The sequence below is a fragment of the Xanthomonas sp. WHRI 8393 genome, from assembly GCF_040203315.1.
Taxonomy (GTDB): Bacteria; Pseudomonadota; Gammaproteobacteria; order Xanthomonadales; family Xanthomonadaceae; genus Xanthomonas; species Xanthomonas arboricola.
Window position 1 is genome coordinate 730,762 of the sequence record NZ_JBEGGL010000002.1, and the last position, 15,472, is coordinate 746,233.

The window sequence follows — 15,472 nt, forward strand, 5'->3', positions numbered from 1 at the left end:
GTCGGCTGGCACCGGGGCGGCCTTGATGAGGGATGCAGCCTGAGGTTGGCGTCAGGGCGCTGCGCGCCCGGCCTGCCGCGCGCTGGCCAGCGACTCGGCCACGGCGATCTTGTCGGCCACCGCCTTCTGCATCGGCGAGCCGGCGTCGAGCAAGCCATGCAAATGCCGCCAGTGCTCGCTGGCAGCGCGGTAGTCCTGCTGCTGAAAGTCGCTGATGCCCAGCAGCCACAGGCCGCGCTGATGGTCCGGCTCGCGTGCGACCACCTGTTGCAGGCGGCTGCGTGAGTTGGCGTCGATGGCGAAATCGCTGCGCGTGGCCATGTCCGCGGCCACCCAGCCGACGATGGCGGCGCTGAGATCCGGCGCGATTTTGAGCGCTTGCGCATAGGCCTCACGCGCATCGGCGGGGCGGTTGTCCTGCTCGTGGGTCCTGGCTTGCTGCATCCACGACTCCAGCGCCTGCTCCTGCGCAGCGTCGGCATTGGCCTCTGCGGCCCGGGCCTGCTCACCCGCGGCGGCGACGGCAGGCGCGTCTGCCGGTTGTACCTGGGGCTGCGCCGTCGCATACACACGCCGTGCGATTGCATCCGGCGCGCCGACCAGCCGATACAAGCCGGCCGTGGCGATCGGCAAGCCGAGCACCAGCACAATCGGCAGGCTGTAGCGTGCATTGCCCTTGCGCGCGGGCTGGCGCAGCAGAGGCACCAGTACCAACAGCAAGGCGACGACCAGCAGCGCGGCGCTTGCGACATAGAAACCGGTCATCACCATTCTTCCTCCGCCTGCGGCACCACCGGCGTGCCGGCGCGCGCACGTTTGCGCACGGTATGGATCACCACGCCCGCACCGGCACCCAGCAGCAGCAACGGACCGAACCACAGCAGCCAGGTGCCGCGCTTGACCGGCGGGTCGTACAGCACGAAGTCCGAATAGCGATCGACCATGTATTGCTTGATCTGCGCATCGCTCCTGCCGGCCTGCAACTGCGCGAACACCTGGTGGCGCAGATCGCGCGCAAGCTCGGCGTTGGAGTCGGCCAGGTTCTCGTTCTGGCACACCAGGCAGCGCAACTGCGCGGTCAGGCGCTGATAACGCGCTTCGTCACTGCGGTTCTTGAACGGCAGCGGGTCCACCGCCTGCGCCGCCAGCGGCGGCGCAAGCAGCACGCCCAGCAGCAGCACCAGCAGCAGACGCAGTTGCCGGCCGTGCATGCGCCGGTACCAGCGCCAAACCCAGCGCGCCGCCATCAGCGCGTGCCCCCGGGCAGTGCGGCGATGGCGGGCAGCAGCTCGTCGTTGATGACCGCGGGCGTGAGCACGCCGATGTGCTTGTAGCGGATCACGCCTTGCGCATCGATCAGGAAACTCTCCGGCGCACCGTAGACACCGAAATCGATCGCGGTCTGGCCGGCTTCGTCGGCAATCACCAACGCATACGGATTGCCGTACTGCGCAAGCCAGGCCGTGGCGTCGGCAGGCGCGTCCTTGTAGTTGTAGCCGATCAACGCCACCCCGAGCCGGCTGGCCTGCGCCATCAGCACCGGATGTTCGTGCACGCATTCGGCGCACCAGCTGCCGAAGACATTGAGGACGTAAGGCTTGCCCAGCAGCTGATCGCGGCTGACGCGTTGCTCGGGCTGATCCAGCCGCGGCAGAGAGAACGCCGGTGCCGGCTTGCCGATCAACGGCGAGGGCACATCGCGCGGGTTGTGCTGCATCGTCCAGTAGATGCCGAAGCCGAACAGCGCCGCCAGCAACAAAAAACCCAGCAAGGGCAGCAGACGGTTCATGCGTGCGATTCCTGCGCGGTGACACTGGTGCCGTGTGCCGGTGCCGTGGCCGCCGTCGTGGCGAGCGCCGGCGCACGAAACCGGCGGGCACAGGCGCTGACGAAGCCGCCCAGCATCATCAGCAGGCCACCGGCCCAGATCCAGCGGATGAAGGGTTTGTAGTACAGCCGCAGCGTCCAGTCGTATTCGATGTGTTGATCGTCCAGCGGCTCGCCGAGCGCGACATACAGATCGCGGGTGATACCGGGGTCGATCGCCGATTCGGTCTGGATGCGCTCGCTGCTGTACAGGCGTTTTTGCGGATGCAGTTGCGCGACCAACTGGCCATCGCGGCTGACCTGCACGCTGCCTTGTTCGGCCTTCCAGTTCGGCCCGTCGATCAGTTGCACGCCGTCGAAGCGGAAGGCGTAACCCGCGATCTCGGCGGTCTGCCCGGGCGACAGCCGCACGTCGCGTTCGACCGACAGGCTTTCCGACACCAGCACGCCGGCCACGAACACCGCCACGCCCGCATGCGCGAGCAGCATGCCGGCCATTTCCGCCGGAAACCGCCGGCCGCGCGGCATCTCGCGCCAGCGCTTGTACATGTACAGCGCGGTGCCGGCCGCCACCCATGCGGCGACGCCGATGCCGGCGATCGCCCTGGGCTGGCCCTCGGCAAACAGGCTGCCGACCAGCGCGCAGGCGATCGCGGCGATGCCGGCGCGCGTGCCCAGTGCCTGCAACGGCGCCGCCTCGGCCTTGCCCCAGCGCAGGTACGGGCCGAACGGCAGCAACAGCATCACCGGCAACATCAGCAGCGGGAACAGCAAGCCGAAGTAGGGCGGCCCCACCGACACCTTGCCCAGGCCGAAGGCATCGGCCACCAGCGGAAACAAGGTGCCCAGCAACACCATCGCCGCCGCCACGGTGAGCAGCAGGTTGCCGATCAGGATCGCGGTCTCGCGCGAGGCGGCGGCGAACGGTTTGCCGCTGGCGATCCGGGGCGCGCGCAGCGCATACAGTAGCAGCGAGCCGCCGACCACCGCGACTAAAAAGATCAGGATGTACAGGCCACGGCGCGGATCGGCGGCGAAGGCGTGCACCGAGGTCAGCACGCCCGAGCGCACCAGGAAGGTTCCCAGCAACGACAGCGAGAACGCCAGGATCGACAGCAGGATGGTCCAGGCGCGCAGGCTGCCGCGTTTTTCGGTGACCGCCTGGGTGTGGATCAGCGCGGTGCCGACCAGCCACGGCATGAAGCTGGCGTTTTCCACCGGGTCCCAGAACCACCAGCCGCCCCAGCCCAGTTCCGCATACGCCCACCAGCTGCCGGCGACGATACCGGCGGTGAGGCAGGCCCAGGCCACATTGGTCCACGGTCGCGCCCAGCGCACCCAGGCCTGTTCCAGTTCGCCACCCAGCAAGGCCGCCACCGCAAACGCAAACGCCACCGAGAAGCCGACATAGCCGGTGTACAGCACCGGCGGGTGGAAGGTCATGCCCGGGTCCTGCAGCACCGGATTGAGTTCGTTGCCATCCAGCGGAATCGGCGACAGCCGCGCGAACGGATTGGAGGTCAGCAGGATGAAGGCCAGAAAGCCCACCGACACCAGCCCCAGCACCGCCAGCACGCGCGCGGCAAAATGCTGCGGCAGATGCCGGCTGAAGGCGGCCAGCAACAGCGTCCAGGTCGACAGGATTGCGATCCACAGCAGCAACGAGCCTTCGTGCGCGCCCCACACCGCGGCAAAGCGGTAGTACCAGGGCAGGGCGATGTTGGCGTTGTCGGCGACATAGCGCACCGAAAAATCCAGCGACAGCAGCGACCAGGCGAGCAGGCCGAACGCCATCCACACGAACAGCGCCTGACCGACCGCGGCAGGCCGCGCAACGCCCATCAACGCGCCACTGCCGCGCCAGGCGCCGATCAGCGGCAGTACGCCCTGGGCAAGCGAAAGCAGTAACGCCAGGATCAGGGCGATCTGGCCGAGTTCAGGTGTCATGGGCGAATCGCATCGTGCAGCGAAGAGGCATCATTGAGGGAAGGAACAAGCTGCGCGCCGCATCAGCGCGGCGCAGGCAGCGGCACCGCGGCGGCGGGAATCGGCTTGCCGACATGGCCTTCGGCCATCGCGTCCTTCAGTTCCTTCGGCATATAGGTTTCGTCGTGCTTGGCCAGCACTTCGTTGGCGACGAAGCGCCCGCCCTGCATGCGCCCGTTGGCGATCACCGACTGGTTGTCGCGGAACAGGTCGGGAAGAATGCCGGTGTACTCGACCTGCGTCGCTGCGTGCTTGTCGATCACGGTGAAGTGGACGGTGAGGCTGTCGCTGGCGCGCTGGATCGAGCCGGCCTTGACCATGCCGCCGAGGCGGAATTGCCGGTAGCTGGCCGCCTCGCCGGCATGCAGCTGGCTGGGCGTGAACAGGTAGCTCATGTTCCGCTGCAGCGCGAGCACGATCAGCGTGACCGCCAATGCCGCAGCGGCGAGTGCGCCGATCACCAGCCACAGGCGTTGCTTGCGGGTGGCGTTCATGAGGCGTCACGCTCCAGCGGCGCTGTTGCCGACAACTCGCGCGTGCGCCGCGGCGTTTGCCGTTGCAGCTGGCCGCGCAGCTCGCGCGGCAGGCGGCGACGACGCAACCATGGCGATGCCAGGTCGGCCAGCAGCACCAGCACGAACAGCGCGTACGCGGTCCACACGTATTGCCCGTAACCGCCCATCGCCAGCAGGGTCGTCATGCGGTGCGCTCCGTCAACACGATGCGGCGCGCCCAGTCCTTGCCGCTTTCCAGGGCGAGCAGGTCCACGCGCACGCGGCCGAACAGGCTGGCCAGGTAATAGCACTTGGTCGCCAGCGTCATCGTCAGCAGCGGCCACAGCATGTCCGCGCTCATCGTGGAGGGGCCGAGCAGGCGCACGGTGGAGCCCTGGTGCAATGTGTTCCACCACACCACCGAGTAATGCACGATCGGCAGATTCACCAGGCCCACCAATGCCAGCAAGCCGGCCGCACGCATCGCCTGACGGCGGTCTTCCACCGCGTGGTACAGGCCGAGCACCCCCAGATACAGGAATAGCAGCAGCAACTCGGAGGTCAGCCGCGCATCCCAGGTCCACCAGGTGCCCCACATCGGCTTGCCCCACAGCGAGCCGGTGCACAAGGTGATGAAGGTGAAGGCCGCGCCGATCGGCGCCGAGGCCATGGTCACCACCTCGGCCAGCTTGATCCGCCAGACCAGTGCGATGAACGCGGATACGCCCATCGCCGCGTAGATGAACAGGCTCATCCAGGCGCTGGGTACGTGGATGAAGATGATGCGGTAGGCATCGTGCTGCTGGTAATCCGGCGGCGCCAGCACCAGCCCACCGTAGGCGGCCACCGCACCAAGCAACAACGCCAGGCCCAACGCCCACGGACGCACGCGTCCGGCCACGCGATAGAAGGTCGGCGGCGAGCTGAGTCTGTGCAGCCACAAGGGAATCCACTTGGCCATGCCGGTGTCGTCAGTTGGAATGTCTGGCGGGAGGCGCCAGCGCCTGCACGGCGGCACCGGCGTTGACCTGCAACTGGCCGTCGGAGAGCTTGCTGGTGCGCTGCATCAGCTCGCGCAATGCGGTGGCGTCCAGCGACGGCGACAGCGACAACAGCAGCGCGACCACGCCGCTGACATGCGCGGTGGCCATCGACGAGCCGGAGGTGAAGTCGTAGCGGCCGTTCGGCTGGGTGGTCAGGATGTCCTTGCCGGGGGCGCTGAGCACGCCGGGCATGGCCGCGGTGGGGCTGCTGCTGCGTACCACCAGCACGCCCGGCACATCGTTGGGAAAACCGTCCAGCCGGCCGTTGGGCGGCATCGCGGCGACCACGATGCGGCCCTGCTGCACCAGGTGCTGCAGCATCTTGCTCAGCAGCGGGTCGGCCGGGCCGCCCAGGCTCAGGTTGATCACGCGCGCGGAGCTGTTGTTGATCGCCGCCAGCGCCTTGGCCAGGGTGAAGGTGTTGCAGCGTGCGGTGGCGCCGACCGTGGGCGCATACCAGCAGGCCTTGTAGATGCTCAGCATGGCCTTGGGCGCCATGCCGACGATGCCTTGATGGTTGTTGCTGCCGGCGGCGATGATGCCGGCCACTTCGGTGCCGTGCGAGTCGCTGCTGGTCATCACCGGCGAGTCGTCGACCAGGTCGTGCACGTCGCGGATGCGCGCCTTCAGGTCGGCATGCGTGGTGTCCACGCCGGTGTCGACCACCGCCACCACCACGCCGCGGCCCTGGGTGACGGTCTGCGCGCTGGCCGCATCGGTGGCGATGAAGCCGCGCTGCAGATCCACATAGGGGTCGTTGTAGCCGGACAGCGCGGTGGTCTTTTCCGATGCGTCGGCGGAAAACACCGAGAAATCCTGCACCGGTTGCACCAGCTCCACGCCGTCGTCGTCGGCCAGCGCGCTGACCAGTTCGTCGCGCGACACGCCCGGCGGCGGCTGCAGCACGGCGCAATACAGGCCCAGCGAGGTGATCGGCCAGCCGGAGACTTCGCGCAGCTTGTAGCGCTGCTTGAGTGCTTCCATGCGCACGGCGGCCTTCTGGCCGGCGCCGTAATAACTGGAGGCGTAGCCGATCAGGCTGGAACCGGCGCGGGCCGGCGGCGCGCTGAGTGGGTTGGCCACCGCCAGCAGGATGTCGCGGCTGCTGTCGGGCGTATGCGCATCGGCCGCCGGTGGCGTGCTGGCGCTGGCGGCGGCCTGCGCCGGCTCCTGCGCGGCGGCCTGCGGGCCAAGGCCGATGCAGGCGGCGATGATGCCGATGGCGAGCAGGCGCTTCATGGTGCGGACACGATCTCGGCCATGCGGATGCCCGGGTTGGCGCGCAGCTGCTGCACGGTCTGCTGCGGCTGGGCCGGCGGTTGCGGCTGGGCCGGCACCACGGTGTAGGCGCCCACCCCGTTGGGCCCGCCGATCACCTGCAACTGCTGTGCATGCAGCAGGCGGTCCCAGTCGGCCACGGTCATCTTGGCGTCTGGCACCACCCGGATGGCGCCTTGCGGCACCGGCTGGGCGGTGGCGCTGCTGAGCGTGCGGTAGTCGTGCGAGGGCGCGGGCGCGGCCAGCCTGACGCCCATGACGCCCAGGCCAATCGCCTGCACCAGCGCCGCGGCTGCCAACGCGCGCACGGTCCAGCTACCGGAGCGGCGCGCTGGCGGCGGCGCGGGCGCACTGGCCTGCTCCGGCGCGTCCAGGCGGCCGAGCAGGCGCTGCAGGCCGGCGTTGGCGTCCAGCTTTACCGCCGACGGCAGCGCCAGCGCCTGGCGCAGGCGGTTCTGCTGGGCAAACTCGGCACTGCACGAGGCGCACTTGGCCACGTGCGCGATCAGCCAGGTGTTCTCTTCCTCGGTGGCGCTGTCGAGCAGGACCGCGGGCATCAGTTCCCAGGCGTGCGAGCATTCCTTGCCAGGCGCGATGAAAAACGTCTTCATTGCATGGTCTCCGTATAGGGGGCGCCGCCGGCCAGGCCGGGCAGCACATTGCGTAATTTGACCCGCGCATGGAACAGCCGGGCCTTGATGGTGCCTACCGGGCACTGCATGATCTCGGCCACTTCTTCCAGCTTGTGGCCGATGCCATAGACCAGTTCGATCACCAGGCGCTGGTCCGGCGACAGCCGTTCCATGCCCTTGTCGAGCCAGTCGCGCAGCTCGCGGTCGTCGTTGTCGTCGGCGCTGGGGGCGTGGTCTTCCACCACCGCTGTATCGTCGATGGCCTCGCCGTCGTGCTGGCGCAGGCATTTGAGGCCGCAGCGATAGGCGATGCCCATGATCCAGGTCGAAACCTGCGAATCGCCGCGGAAGTCGCCGGCCTTCTGCCAGGCGATCCAGAAACAGTCGTTGATGGCTTCTTCGATGATGTCCGGGCGCCGGGTCAGGCGCGACAGGAAGCGGCACAGCCGGCCGTGATAGCTGGTGTACATGGTGGACAACGCGGCGCGATCGCCCGCCGCCATGCGGCGCAGCAGCATGCGATCGGTGGCATCACCCAGGGTGTCGGAATCATTCATCGAGGCAGGCACGGCTTAGGACGCATGTCAGTGCCCGCGGGCGGGCAAAAGGTTGCGTGGGGATCAGAAGGTGACCGACGCGGTACTCAGCCAGGGCGTTTCGCCGGGGCCGCCCTGCAGGCGTGGGGTGTTGTCGCTGGTGACGATGCGTTCCAGCTTCAGCGTCCATCGGTCCCGACTCCAGCGCAGGCCGAATTGCCCATACTGATAGCGGCCGGACCGGGCGGCGCCGTAGGCCATCGCCGGGAAACGTGACGAGCCGGCGCCGACTGTCAGGCTGAGGTCCTCGCGCAGCGGGACATTGGCGGTGACGTCGATGGCGACATTCCACGGCGACTGGTCGGCACGTGGGAAATTGAAGGTCGACACCGAGAAGGTCAGCACGTCGCGATAGGACCAGGCCAGGCTGGCCTCCTGGCGGTCGAAGGTGCGCGTGGCCTGGTTGGTCGGGTAGCCGTAATACAACGCGCTGGCCTGCATCTGCCAGCGGTCGCCCAGCATCCAGGCGCGTGCGGCCTGGGCGGTCACCGCCACCGGCCGGCTCAGCGAGGGCGATTGCAGCGCGACCGACGCCGACATCGACCAGCCCGGTGCGGGCAGCCAGTAGCCGGCGGTCTGCAGGGTGGCCTTGTTGGGCGCGATCGAGATGCCGCGGTCGATCAACTGCGAGGTCAGCGCCACCGCGCCACCGACCGTGCCGGCGATGGCGTTGCCCGGGCCCAACACCAGGGCCAGCAGCAGGCAGTGGCGCAACGCGGCGCGTCGGCGCGCGGCCTGCGCATGCCGGCAGTGCGGCATGCCCCGGGGCGTGTGGCAGCGTCGCCGGCCCGCCCAGTGGCCGCTCGCGAGCCACGGCTGCCCGTCGCAGGCGCAGCTGCGTCGCGTCCGGAGCGGGTAGGGCCTGGCAGTCAAGGCATTCGGCAATGGGGTAAGCGTCTACATGGAACAGGGGCGCGATAGTGACCCATCACGCAAGACGAGACCGCTGCGACGGCGGTTGTTCCGTCCGTATACGCGAAGGAACCGGCACAGGCAACGCGCACCCGTGCCGGTATGCGCCGGCGAGCGCGCTTCCGGATGCCAACCGGCAGCGCTGGCGCCAGCACGCCGGTGGCGATCAGTGCAGGGTGTTGAGGTAGGCGATCAGCGCGTCGAGCTCCTTTTGATCTTCCAGGCCTTCGTACTTCATCTTGGTGCCAGGCAAGGCCTTGGAGGACGACTGCGACAAATAGGTCTTGAGCTGGGCAGGCGTCCACTGCCACTTGCTTGCCTTGAGCGCATCGGAGTAATTGCTGTAGTCGGCCAGGCTGGCGGCCGGGCGCCCGGCCACGCCGAACATCGACGGGCCCTTCTTGTTCTTGCCCTGGGCGGCGCTATGGCATTCGGCGCATTCGGTCATGAAAACGCCTTTGCCGTCGGCCGCGTGCGCAGGCGGGGCAAGCAGGGCGCCGGCCAGCAGCAGGCCGGCCAGCGGGGCACACAACAGGGTCTGGTGGAATGACTTCATGGGGGTCCTTACGCGTGCGGGGGATCAGAACGAGACATTGACCGACAGCGCGAAGCTGTCGAGATCGCGCGGGTTGGTGATGGGTATGCCGCCACCGAACACATTGGTGGTGCTGCCGTTGAACTTGTCGAAGCGGAACCAGGTGGCCGCGAACCGCACGTTGGCATTGGTGGTGTAGGTGCCTTCCTTGCCGAACGGGGTCCAGTACAGCAGGATCAGATTGGCGGTGGTGTCGGGGATGCCGTAGGGCTGATAGCGCGCCACATCGAACGAGCCGCTGTTGATCAGATGCGCCGCCAGCACGCCGTAGGTCTGCTTGAACGCGTAGTTCATGCTGATGTTCTGATCGCGCACGCTGCCGCGATCGCGCGGGGACATGCTCGGGTCGGTCGGCAGCAGCGGGCTGCCGTATTTGCGGCGCTCGTAGATGTTGACGTAGGCCAGCGACAGCACGTGCTCGCGGGTGCCGAGGAACTGATAGGTCAGGTCGTAGCCCAGGTCGGTGAGGTCATCGCTGGGGCCGCCGCTGCGCAGCCGCTGGCGGCGCGTGGTCATGGCGGTCAGGCCGGCGGAGAAGAACTGCCGCTTCATGTCCTTCATGTAGGCAAGGCGCGCATAGCCGGTGTCGCTGAGCTTGCCCGGGTCGCCGTTGGGGTTCCAGCCCAGGTGGTCCTGCGCGTCGGTGGACAGCGCGCTGTAGCTGCCGACTTCGCCGTACCAGTTGCGGTCGAACAGGCCGTACACGGTGGCGCCGATCACGCGGTTGGAGAGCGAGGACGAACTGAGCATGCTGGCCGAGCCGGCGTTGGACACCGGGCTCAACGTCGATGCATTGGGCAGCACCTGGATCGGGTCGGACACACCGGGATTGTTGTTGATGCTGACGCCGACCATCGCGTCCTTGCCGGCCAGCTGGAACGGCTTGCTGACAAAGCGCAGATCCACATCGTCGAGCTGGGTGTTGAAGGTGTCGTTGCCGCCGTTGTTGGAGCGGATCTTGGAGTAACCGCCGACATGGTCGTTGACCCGTCCGGCCAGATACAGGTCCGCTTCGTTGATGCGTGCGCTGCTGTCGCCGCGGCTGGGATTGCGCCGGGTCCAGGTGACCTGGCCGGAGGCCGGAATCTTGGTGCCGTTGCCGTCGGTATCGGTGAAGCCGCCGAGCTTGAAGCGCATGCCGTATGGCGTCAGCGACGGACCGTAGGAGCCGACATGGCAGTCCGCGCACGACGAACCGGTCTGGCGTGCGAACGAGGGAATCGCCTGCGCCTGGGTGCTGGCCAGCAGCAGCAACGGGCCGGACACGCACAACAAGGAGGTCAGGGAAGCGGTGCGCGTGGCAGTGGTGCGACGCGGAGCGGGCTGGGGAGTAGGCATGGAAAGTCCTTGTTCGACGGTACGGGGGTCGGCGCTGCGGGAGCGGGGGACAGCGGGCAACACGGCGGAGCTCATCGGCGTGTTCCCGGCAGCACGCGGTGCAGCAGGCCATCGCGCAACACCAGGTGATGCCAGAGGGCGGCGCCGATATGCGCGATCACCAAGGCCAGCAACACCCAGGCGGCATTCAAGTGCCAGGTGCTCAGGGTGTCGGCCAGGTCTTCGTCCGGCGCAACCAGGTTCGGCAGCGTCAGTCCGAACAGATAGACCGGTTTGGCGTAGGCATTGCTCAACGACCAGCCGATCAGCGGCAGGGCGACCATCAAGCCGTACAGCGCGAGGTGGGTGGCGCCTGCAGCCAGCCGCATCGGCAGCGGCGATGGCGGGCCGGGCGGCAACGCGCGCAGGCGGATGCGCAGGCCCACCCGCAGGACGAACAGCAGCAGCACCATCAAACCGAAGTGGCGATGGCCTTCCATCAGCCACTGTCGCAGTGCGCGTCCTTCCAGCTCGGCGCGCAGCAGGATCAGCGCGGCCGCCATGGCCAGGCAGAACACCGTCAGCCAATGCAATACGCGCATCGGTCTGGGCAGCGGAATGACGCGCGCCGGCAGTGCGGCCTGCTCCGGCAGCGCCGTGGCACTGTCGGCTGCAACCGCATCGGGCGCGTGGGGGGATGAACTCATCGATCGGTGTCCTGCGCTGGTGTCGTTGGATCCGGCAGTGCGCGGTGCGCTGCCAGGCCTGGCTCCCCACGCCGGCCGAGCTGCGGCCACGTGAACGTGCAGCGATATGTGCGGTGCGGCCGCCGAAAGGTTGCATCGCCGTACGCGGATGACGTGCCTTGGCACGGTGTTGGCGGCAGCGACTGCGCTTGCGCGCACCTGGGTTCGCAGCGCCGTGACGCCGCGCAACCTTTCGCGCATGCCGGCGCACTCAGGCATGTCGCACTACGTGCAGTCAGCGGTTACGCCCTTCCGATCATGGCCATCGAACGCATCCAGTTGCATACCCACGGCGACGATCGCGGGCTGCTCATCTCGTTGGAGCAGCAGCGCAATGTCCCGTTCGAGATACGTCGTGTGTATTACCTGTTCGGCACCCGCAACGGCGTCCATCGTGGACAGCATGCACACCGTCGGCTCAACCAGCTGGCGGTGGCCTTGCATGGCTCGGTGACGATCCTGCTGGATCAGGGCGACGGCCACGGCCAGCAGGAAGTAGTGCTGGACGATCCATCGCAGGGCCTGCTGCTCGGCCGCATGGTGTGGCGCGACCTGCATCGCTTCAGCCCCGACTGCGTGCTGATGGTGCTGGCCGACCAGTTCTACGATCCCGCCGACTACATTCTCGATTACGACCAGTTCCTCAGCGAAGTGCGCGCTGGCAAAAAGGCATTGAATATGCGTGAAGACATCGCTGCTCACTCTGATGCGTTTTTGGGAGTTCGACCCTAAATGCGTGTGCCGATGGATGTGCCGTTCTTGAATTTGCGCGCGGTCAATGCGCGGTATGCGGATGAGCTGAAGCTGGCTGCGGCGCGGGTGATCGATGCCGGCTGGTATGTGCTTGGGCAGGAGCTGGCCGCCTTCGAGGAAGAATTCGCCAGCTACTGCGGCGCTGCGCAGGCGGTGGGTGTGGGCAACGGGCTGGATGCGCTGTCGCTGATCCTGCGCGGCTATCGCGAGCTGGGCGTATTGCGCGAGGGCGACGAAATCATCGTGCCCGCCAATACCTTCATTGCCACCTTTCTTGCGATCAGTCAGAACCACCTGGTGCTGGTACCGGTGGAGCCGGACCCCGCGACCTTCAACATCGACCCGGCCAGTGTGGAGAAGGCGATCGGCCCGCGCACGCGCGCCATCATGGCGGTGCATCTGTATGGGCAGTTGGTGGATGTGGCGGCGCTACAGACGCTGGCGCATCGCTACGGGCTGCTGCTGATCGAAGATGCCGCGCAGGCGCATGGTGCAAGTGCGAACGGGCGACGTGCCGGCGCCTTTGGCGATGCGGCAGCGTTCAGTTTTTTCCCGACCAAGAACCTGGGCGCACTCGGCGACGGCGGCGCAATAGTGACCTCGGATGAGCGCCTGGCCGAGCGCATCCGCGCGCTGCGCAACTACGGTTCGCAGGTGAAGTATCACCACCTCTGCCAGGGCGTGAATTCGCGGCTGGACGAGATGCAGGCGGCGTTCCTGCGGGTCAAGCTGGGCTATCTGGACGATGAGATCGCCCGTCGCCGCGCAGTGGCGCAGCGCTACCTGCACGGCATCGACAACCCTCTGATCACCTTGCCGACGGTGGTGGCCGAAGTGCAGCACGTCTGGCATCTATTCGTGGTGCGCAGCGCCCAGCGCGATGCCTTGCAGGCGCATCTGCTGCGCTCGGGCATCCATACCCAGATCCATTACCCGGTGCCGCCGCATCGGCAGCCGGCCTACACCACCTTGGGCGATGCCTGCCTGCCGGTGAGCGAGCGGCTGCACCGTGAAGTGCTGAGCCTGCCGATGGGGCCGGCGCTGGACGATGCGTCGGTTGCACGCGTGATTGCCGCATGCCAGTCGTTTGGCGCCCCCGCATGAATGTCGTGCGCAGCAGCGCCTACACCGGCGTTGCGACGCTGGCCAAGCTGCTGGCTGCGCTGGTGGTGGTGAAGCTGGTGGCGGTCTACGCCGGCCCGCAAGGGGTCGGCCGGCTGGGCCAGTTCCTCAATCTGATGTCGGTGCTGGCGGTGCTGGCAGGCGGCGGCATCAGTGCCGGCATCGTCAAGTACGTGGCTGAGTACCGCGACGACGCGGCTGCGCTGGCACGTCTGCTCAGCGCGGCGCTGTGGTACGCGTTTTGCGCGGCCTGCGTGATGGCGGTGCTGGCGTTGCTGTTCAGTGGTGCCATCGCTGAGCGCCTGCTTGGCGATGCGGCGTACCGGCCGCTGATCTGCGTGGCGGCGGTGGCGCAGATGGGCATCGCACTAGTCAACTACATCCTGGCGGTGATCAACGGCTTCATGGACGTGCGCCGCCTGGCATTCGTGCAGGTCAGCGGTGCGGTGCTGAGCACGGCACTGGTGGCATGGTTGTCCAGCCGGGCACAGCTGCAGGGCGCCTTGCTGGCGCTGGTGCTGGGCCAGGTGCTGTGGCTGCTGGCCGGCGTGCCGGCGCTGCGGCGCAGCGGTTATTTTCGGCGCGAGATGTTGCGCATGCGCTTCGATGCGCAGATGACGCGCAGGCTGGCGGCGTTCTCGGTGATGACGCTGACCTCCACGCTGGTGCCGCAGCTGGTGGCCATGCTGGTGCGCGACCATCTGGCGCTGCAGTTCGGCTGGCAGCAGGTGGGGTACTGGCAGGCGGTGAGCCGGGTGTCGGATGCGTATCTGCTGTTCTTCACGACCGCGATCAACGTGTATTACCTGCCCAAGCTGGCATCGCTGCAGGAGCGCGCAGCGCTCGGGCGCGAGCTGCGTGCCGCGTATCGCCATGTGCTGCCGGCGGTGGTCGTGATGGCGCTGGGCGTCTACCTGTGTCGCGATTGGCTGACCTGGCTGCTGTTCGACGCCCGGTTTGCCCAGGCCACCCCGCTGTACGCTCCGCAGCTGCTGGGCGATGTGATCAAGATCGCCGCCTTCGTGCTGTCGTACGTGATGCTGGCCAAGGCGATGACGCGTCTGTTCGTGATCTCCGAATGCGTGTTTGCCGCCAGCTATCTGGCGCTGGTGTATCTGTTCACCGCGCAATGGGGGCTGATCGGCGCGATGTATGCCTTCGTCGCCAACTACGTGCTGTATCTGCTGTTCAACATCGTGGTGGTGCGGCGCTATCTGGTGCAGCCGGCATGAGCGATTCCTCCCAACCCCTCGGGCGTGCACGCTGGCCGCTGGTCTCGGTGCTGATCCCGGCCTTCAACCACGAACGCTTCGTGCAACGCTGTCTGGACAGCGTGCTGGAGGACCCGTACCCGTGCAAGGAGCTGGTCATCATCGACGATGGCTCCAGCGATGCGACCGGAGAGAAGATTGCGCAGTGGATCGCCAGCCATGGCCACCGGCTGCCGGTACAGTTCGTGCAGCGTGCCAATCGCGGGGTGGCGGCCACACTCAACGAGCTGGCGCTGCGTGCGCGCGGTGAGTATTTGCGCGTCGTCGCCAGTGATGATTATTTAGTTCCAGGAAGTTTGAAAGTTCAGGTTGGCTACCTGGAATTGAATCTTGGTAAAGACGTCGTGGTCGGTGATGCGTTTGTTATTAATTCTGAAGGGCAGCAATTGTACGAAAGCGCTATGTGCGATCTCCATGGCGCCAATAAAAAATCATATCTTTCTGATGCGGGGGTTCGTCGTGCCGTGATCCGTAATTGGGCGATCAGTGGCGCTGTCACAATGCTAAGGCGTAGCGCGTTTAAAATGGGGGCTGTATGGGATGAAGCTCTGAGGATTGAAGATTGGGATTTTTTTCTTAGACTTGTCGCACGTGATGCTCTTGGTTTTATTGACATCAAGGTCTGCGCATATAGGTTGCATGAAACCAACGTCAGCAAGACAAGGGATGTTTCCAGGAGGCTGGACAACCTAGCTGAATTCGGGCTTGTGGCGTCGCGTAATTCTACGCTCTTTGAAGGGTGTGAAAATTGGTTGTTGCGAGCTCAGAAGAGTTTAATTGGTGCAAAAATATTTTTCTTAAAAAGGCAGTATTTTAGAGCGTCGATGCATCTGCTGGCGTATTTTGCCAAGTCTATAGTTGCCTGGCGTCCGTATCGTGGCGGGAGGGTTCGGTGATATC

The 15,472-nt window shown here is 66.5% G+C and carries 18 protein-coding genes; 4 read left to right on the forward strand and 14 right to left on the reverse strand.

The annotated features are described in order from the left end of the window. Positions 1 to 51: 51 nt before the first annotated feature. From ABQ137_RS09230 to ABQ137_RS09295, 14 genes are all read right to left on the reverse strand, one after another. Positions 52 to 771 (reverse strand): tetratricopeptide repeat protein, encoded by a 720-nt coding sequence (locus ABQ137_RS09230; RefSeq protein WP_349782122.1) that lies wholly within the window; start codon positions 769 to 771, stop codon positions 52 to 54. Continuing rightward, positions 765 to 1,247, reverse strand: a complete 483-nt coding sequence (locus ABQ137_RS09235) for a cytochrome c-type biogenesis protein (protein ID WP_349782124.1) — start codon at positions 1,245 to 1,247, stop codon at positions 765 to 767. Before ABQ137_RS09235 ends, ABQ137_RS09230 begins: the two co-directional genes overlap by 7 nt. Continuing rightward, a complete protein-coding gene (locus tag ABQ137_RS09240) occupies positions 1,247 to 1,789 on the reverse strand; it encodes a DsbE family thiol:disulfide interchange protein (protein WP_349782126.1) in 543 nt (180 codons plus the stop codon). Before ABQ137_RS09240 ends, ABQ137_RS09235 begins: the two co-directional genes overlap by 1 nt. Then, positions 1,786 to 3,774 carry a heme lyase CcmF/NrfE family subunit gene (locus ABQ137_RS09245; protein WP_349782128.1) on the reverse strand — a complete coding sequence of 663 codons (1,989 nt, stop codon included), beginning with the start codon at positions 3,772 to 3,774 and terminating at the stop codon, positions 1,786 to 1,788. The genes ABQ137_RS09240 and ABQ137_RS09245 overlap by 4 nt, the downstream gene beginning before the upstream one ends. Before the next feature lie 62 nt (positions 3,775 to 3,836). Continuing rightward, on the reverse strand, positions 3,837 to 4,307 hold the full coding sequence (gene ccmE / locus ABQ137_RS09250) for a cytochrome c maturation protein CcmE (RefSeq protein ID WP_349782130.1): 471 nt from the start codon (positions 4,305 to 4,307) through the stop codon (positions 3,837 to 3,839). Then, positions 4,304 to 4,513, reverse strand: a complete 210-nt coding sequence (gene ccmD / locus ABQ137_RS09255) for a heme exporter protein CcmD (RefSeq protein ID WP_104594717.1) — start codon at positions 4,511 to 4,513, stop codon at positions 4,304 to 4,306. Before ccmD ends, ccmE begins: the two co-directional genes overlap by 4 nt. Further along, a complete protein-coding gene (gene ccmC / locus ABQ137_RS09260; protein WP_065032354.1) occupies positions 4,510 to 5,268 on the reverse strand; it encodes a heme ABC transporter permease CcmC in 759 nt (252 codons plus the stop codon). The genes ccmD and ccmC overlap by 4 nt, the downstream gene beginning before the upstream one ends. A gap of 10 nt (positions 5,269 to 5,278) precedes the next feature. Then, positions 5,279 to 6,589, reverse strand: coding sequence for a S8 family serine peptidase (locus tag ABQ137_RS09265; RefSeq protein ID WP_104552731.1), 1,311 nt, complete (start codon positions 6,587 to 6,589; stop codon positions 5,279 to 5,281). Next, positions 6,586 to 7,239 (reverse strand): zf-HC2 domain-containing protein, encoded by a 654-nt coding sequence (locus ABQ137_RS09270; RefSeq protein ID WP_184517098.1) that lies wholly within the window; start codon positions 7,237 to 7,239, stop codon positions 6,586 to 6,588. The genes ABQ137_RS09265 and ABQ137_RS09270 overlap by 4 nt, the downstream gene beginning before the upstream one ends. Continuing rightward, on the reverse strand, positions 7,236 to 7,817 hold the full coding sequence (locus tag ABQ137_RS09275; protein WP_046342333.1) for a sigma-70 family RNA polymerase sigma factor: 582 nt from the start codon (positions 7,815 to 7,817) through the stop codon (positions 7,236 to 7,238). The genes ABQ137_RS09270 and ABQ137_RS09275 overlap by 4 nt, the downstream gene beginning before the upstream one ends. 63 nt (positions 7,818 to 7,880) lie before the next feature. Next, a complete protein-coding gene (locus tag ABQ137_RS09280; protein WP_349782133.1) occupies positions 7,881 to 8,615 on the reverse strand; it encodes a TorF family putative porin in 735 nt (244 codons plus the stop codon). 319 nt (positions 8,616 to 8,934) lie between these two features. Continuing rightward, entirely contained in the window at positions 8,935 to 9,324 is a 390-nt protein-coding gene (locus ABQ137_RS09285; RefSeq protein WP_016902092.1) for a c-type cytochrome, read from the reverse strand. A gap of 24 nt (positions 9,325 to 9,348) precedes the next feature. Beyond that, positions 9,349 to 10,701, reverse strand: a complete 1,353-nt coding sequence (locus tag ABQ137_RS09290; protein WP_184517099.1) for a cytochrome C — start codon at positions 10,699 to 10,701, stop codon at positions 9,349 to 9,351. 71 nt (positions 10,702 to 10,772) lie between these two features. Further along, on the reverse strand, positions 10,773 to 11,387 hold the full coding sequence (locus ABQ137_RS09295; protein ID WP_104552729.1) for a cytochrome b: 615 nt from the start codon (positions 11,385 to 11,387) through the stop codon (positions 10,773 to 10,775). A gap of 297 nt (positions 11,388 to 11,684) precedes the next feature. Between ABQ137_RS09295 and ABQ137_RS09300 the strand changes: the two genes are divergently transcribed. The 4 genes from ABQ137_RS09300 to ABQ137_RS09315 are packed head-to-tail and all read left to right on the forward strand — an operon-like array spanning position 11,685 to position 15,468. Beyond that, positions 11,685 to 12,158 (forward strand): sugar 3,4-ketoisomerase, encoded by a 474-nt coding sequence (locus tag ABQ137_RS09300; protein ID WP_184517796.1) that lies wholly within the window; start codon positions 11,685 to 11,687, stop codon positions 12,156 to 12,158. Between the two features lie 12 nt (positions 12,159 to 12,170). Beyond that, positions 12,171 to 13,283, forward strand: coding sequence for a DegT/DnrJ/EryC1/StrS family aminotransferase (locus tag ABQ137_RS09305; RefSeq protein ID WP_374057861.1), 1,113 nt, complete (start codon positions 12,171 to 12,173; stop codon positions 13,281 to 13,283). After that, the gene (locus ABQ137_RS09310) at positions 13,280 to 14,533 is read left to right on the forward strand and encodes an O-antigen translocase (RefSeq protein ID WP_184517104.1); all 1,254 of its coding nucleotides are present in this window, start codon (positions 13,280 to 13,282) and stop codon (positions 14,531 to 14,533) included. Before ABQ137_RS09305 ends, ABQ137_RS09310 begins: the two co-directional genes overlap by 4 nt. Continuing rightward, positions 14,530 to 15,468: a glycosyltransferase family 2 protein gene (locus ABQ137_RS09315; protein ID WP_184517107.1), complete on the forward strand. Its 939-nt coding sequence runs from the start codon at positions 14,530 to 14,532 to the stop codon at positions 15,466 to 15,468. Before ABQ137_RS09310 ends, ABQ137_RS09315 begins: the two co-directional genes overlap by 4 nt. Positions 15,469 to 15,472 lie beyond the last annotated feature (4 nt).

Bases quoted from the DNA above. Each gene is read 5' to 3' on its own strand.
- ABQ137_RS09265 (WP_104552731.1), bottom strand. From the start codon at position 6,589: ATGAAGCGCCTGCTCGCCATCGGCATCATCGCCGCCTGCATCGGCCTT.
- ABQ137_RS09310 (WP_184517104.1), top strand. From the start codon at position 13,280: ATGAATGTCGTGCGCAGCAGCGCCTACACCGGCGTTGCGACGCTGGCC.
- ABQ137_RS09245 (WP_349782128.1), bottom strand. From the start codon at position 3,774: ATGACACCTGAACTCGGCCAGATCGCCCTGATCCTGGCGTTACTGCTT.
- ABQ137_RS09275 (WP_046342333.1), bottom strand. From the start codon at position 7,817: ATGAATGATTCCGACACCCTGGGTGATGCCACCGATCGCATGCTGCTG.
- ABQ137_RS09270 (WP_184517098.1), bottom strand. From the start codon at position 7,239: ATGAAGACGTTTTTCATCGCGCCTGGCAAGGAATGCTCGCACGCCTGG.
- ABQ137_RS09290 (WP_184517099.1), bottom strand. From the start codon at position 10,701: ATGCCTACTCCCCAGCCCGCTCCGCGTCGCACCACTGCCACGCGCACC.
- ccmE (WP_349782130.1), bottom strand. From the start codon at position 4,307: ATGAACGCCACCCGCAAGCAACGCCTGTGGCTGGTGATCGGCGCACTC.
- ABQ137_RS09280 (WP_349782133.1), bottom strand. From the start codon at position 8,615: ATGCCGCACTGCCGGCATGCGCAGGCCGCGCGCCGACGCGCCGCGTTG.
- ABQ137_RS09305 (WP_374057861.1), top strand. From the start codon at position 12,171: ATGGATGTGCCGTTCTTGAATTTGCGCGCGGTCAATGCGCGGTATGCG.
- ccmC (WP_065032354.1), bottom strand. From the start codon at position 5,268: ATGGCCAAGTGGATTCCCTTGTGGCTGCACAGACTCAGCTCGCCGCCG.
- ABQ137_RS09295 (WP_104552729.1), bottom strand. From the start codon at position 11,387: ATGAGTTCATCCCCCCACGCGCCCGATGCGGTTGCAGCCGACAGTGCC.
- ABQ137_RS09235 (WP_349782124.1), bottom strand. From the start codon at position 1,247: ATGGCGGCGCGCTGGGTTTGGCGCTGGTACCGGCGCATGCACGGCCGG.
- ABQ137_RS09300 (WP_184517796.1), top strand. From the start codon at position 11,685: ATGGCCATCGAACGCATCCAGTTGCATACCCACGGCGACGATCGCGGG.
- ABQ137_RS09240 (WP_349782126.1), bottom strand. From the start codon at position 1,789: ATGAACCGTCTGCTGCCCTTGCTGGGTTTTTTGTTGCTGGCGGCGCTG.
- ABQ137_RS09285 (WP_016902092.1), bottom strand. From the start codon at position 9,324: ATGAAGTCATTCCACCAGACCCTGTTGTGTGCCCCGCTGGCCGGCCTG.
- ccmD (WP_104594717.1), bottom strand. From the start codon at position 4,513: ATGACGACCCTGCTGGCGATGGGCGGTTACGGGCAATACGTGTGGACC.
- ABQ137_RS09230 (WP_349782122.1), bottom strand. From the start codon at position 771: ATGGTGATGACCGGTTTCTATGTCGCAAGCGCCGCGCTGCTGGTCGTC.
- ABQ137_RS09315 (WP_184517107.1), top strand. From the start codon at position 14,530: ATGAGCGATTCCTCCCAACCCCTCGGGCGTGCACGCTGGCCGCTGGTC.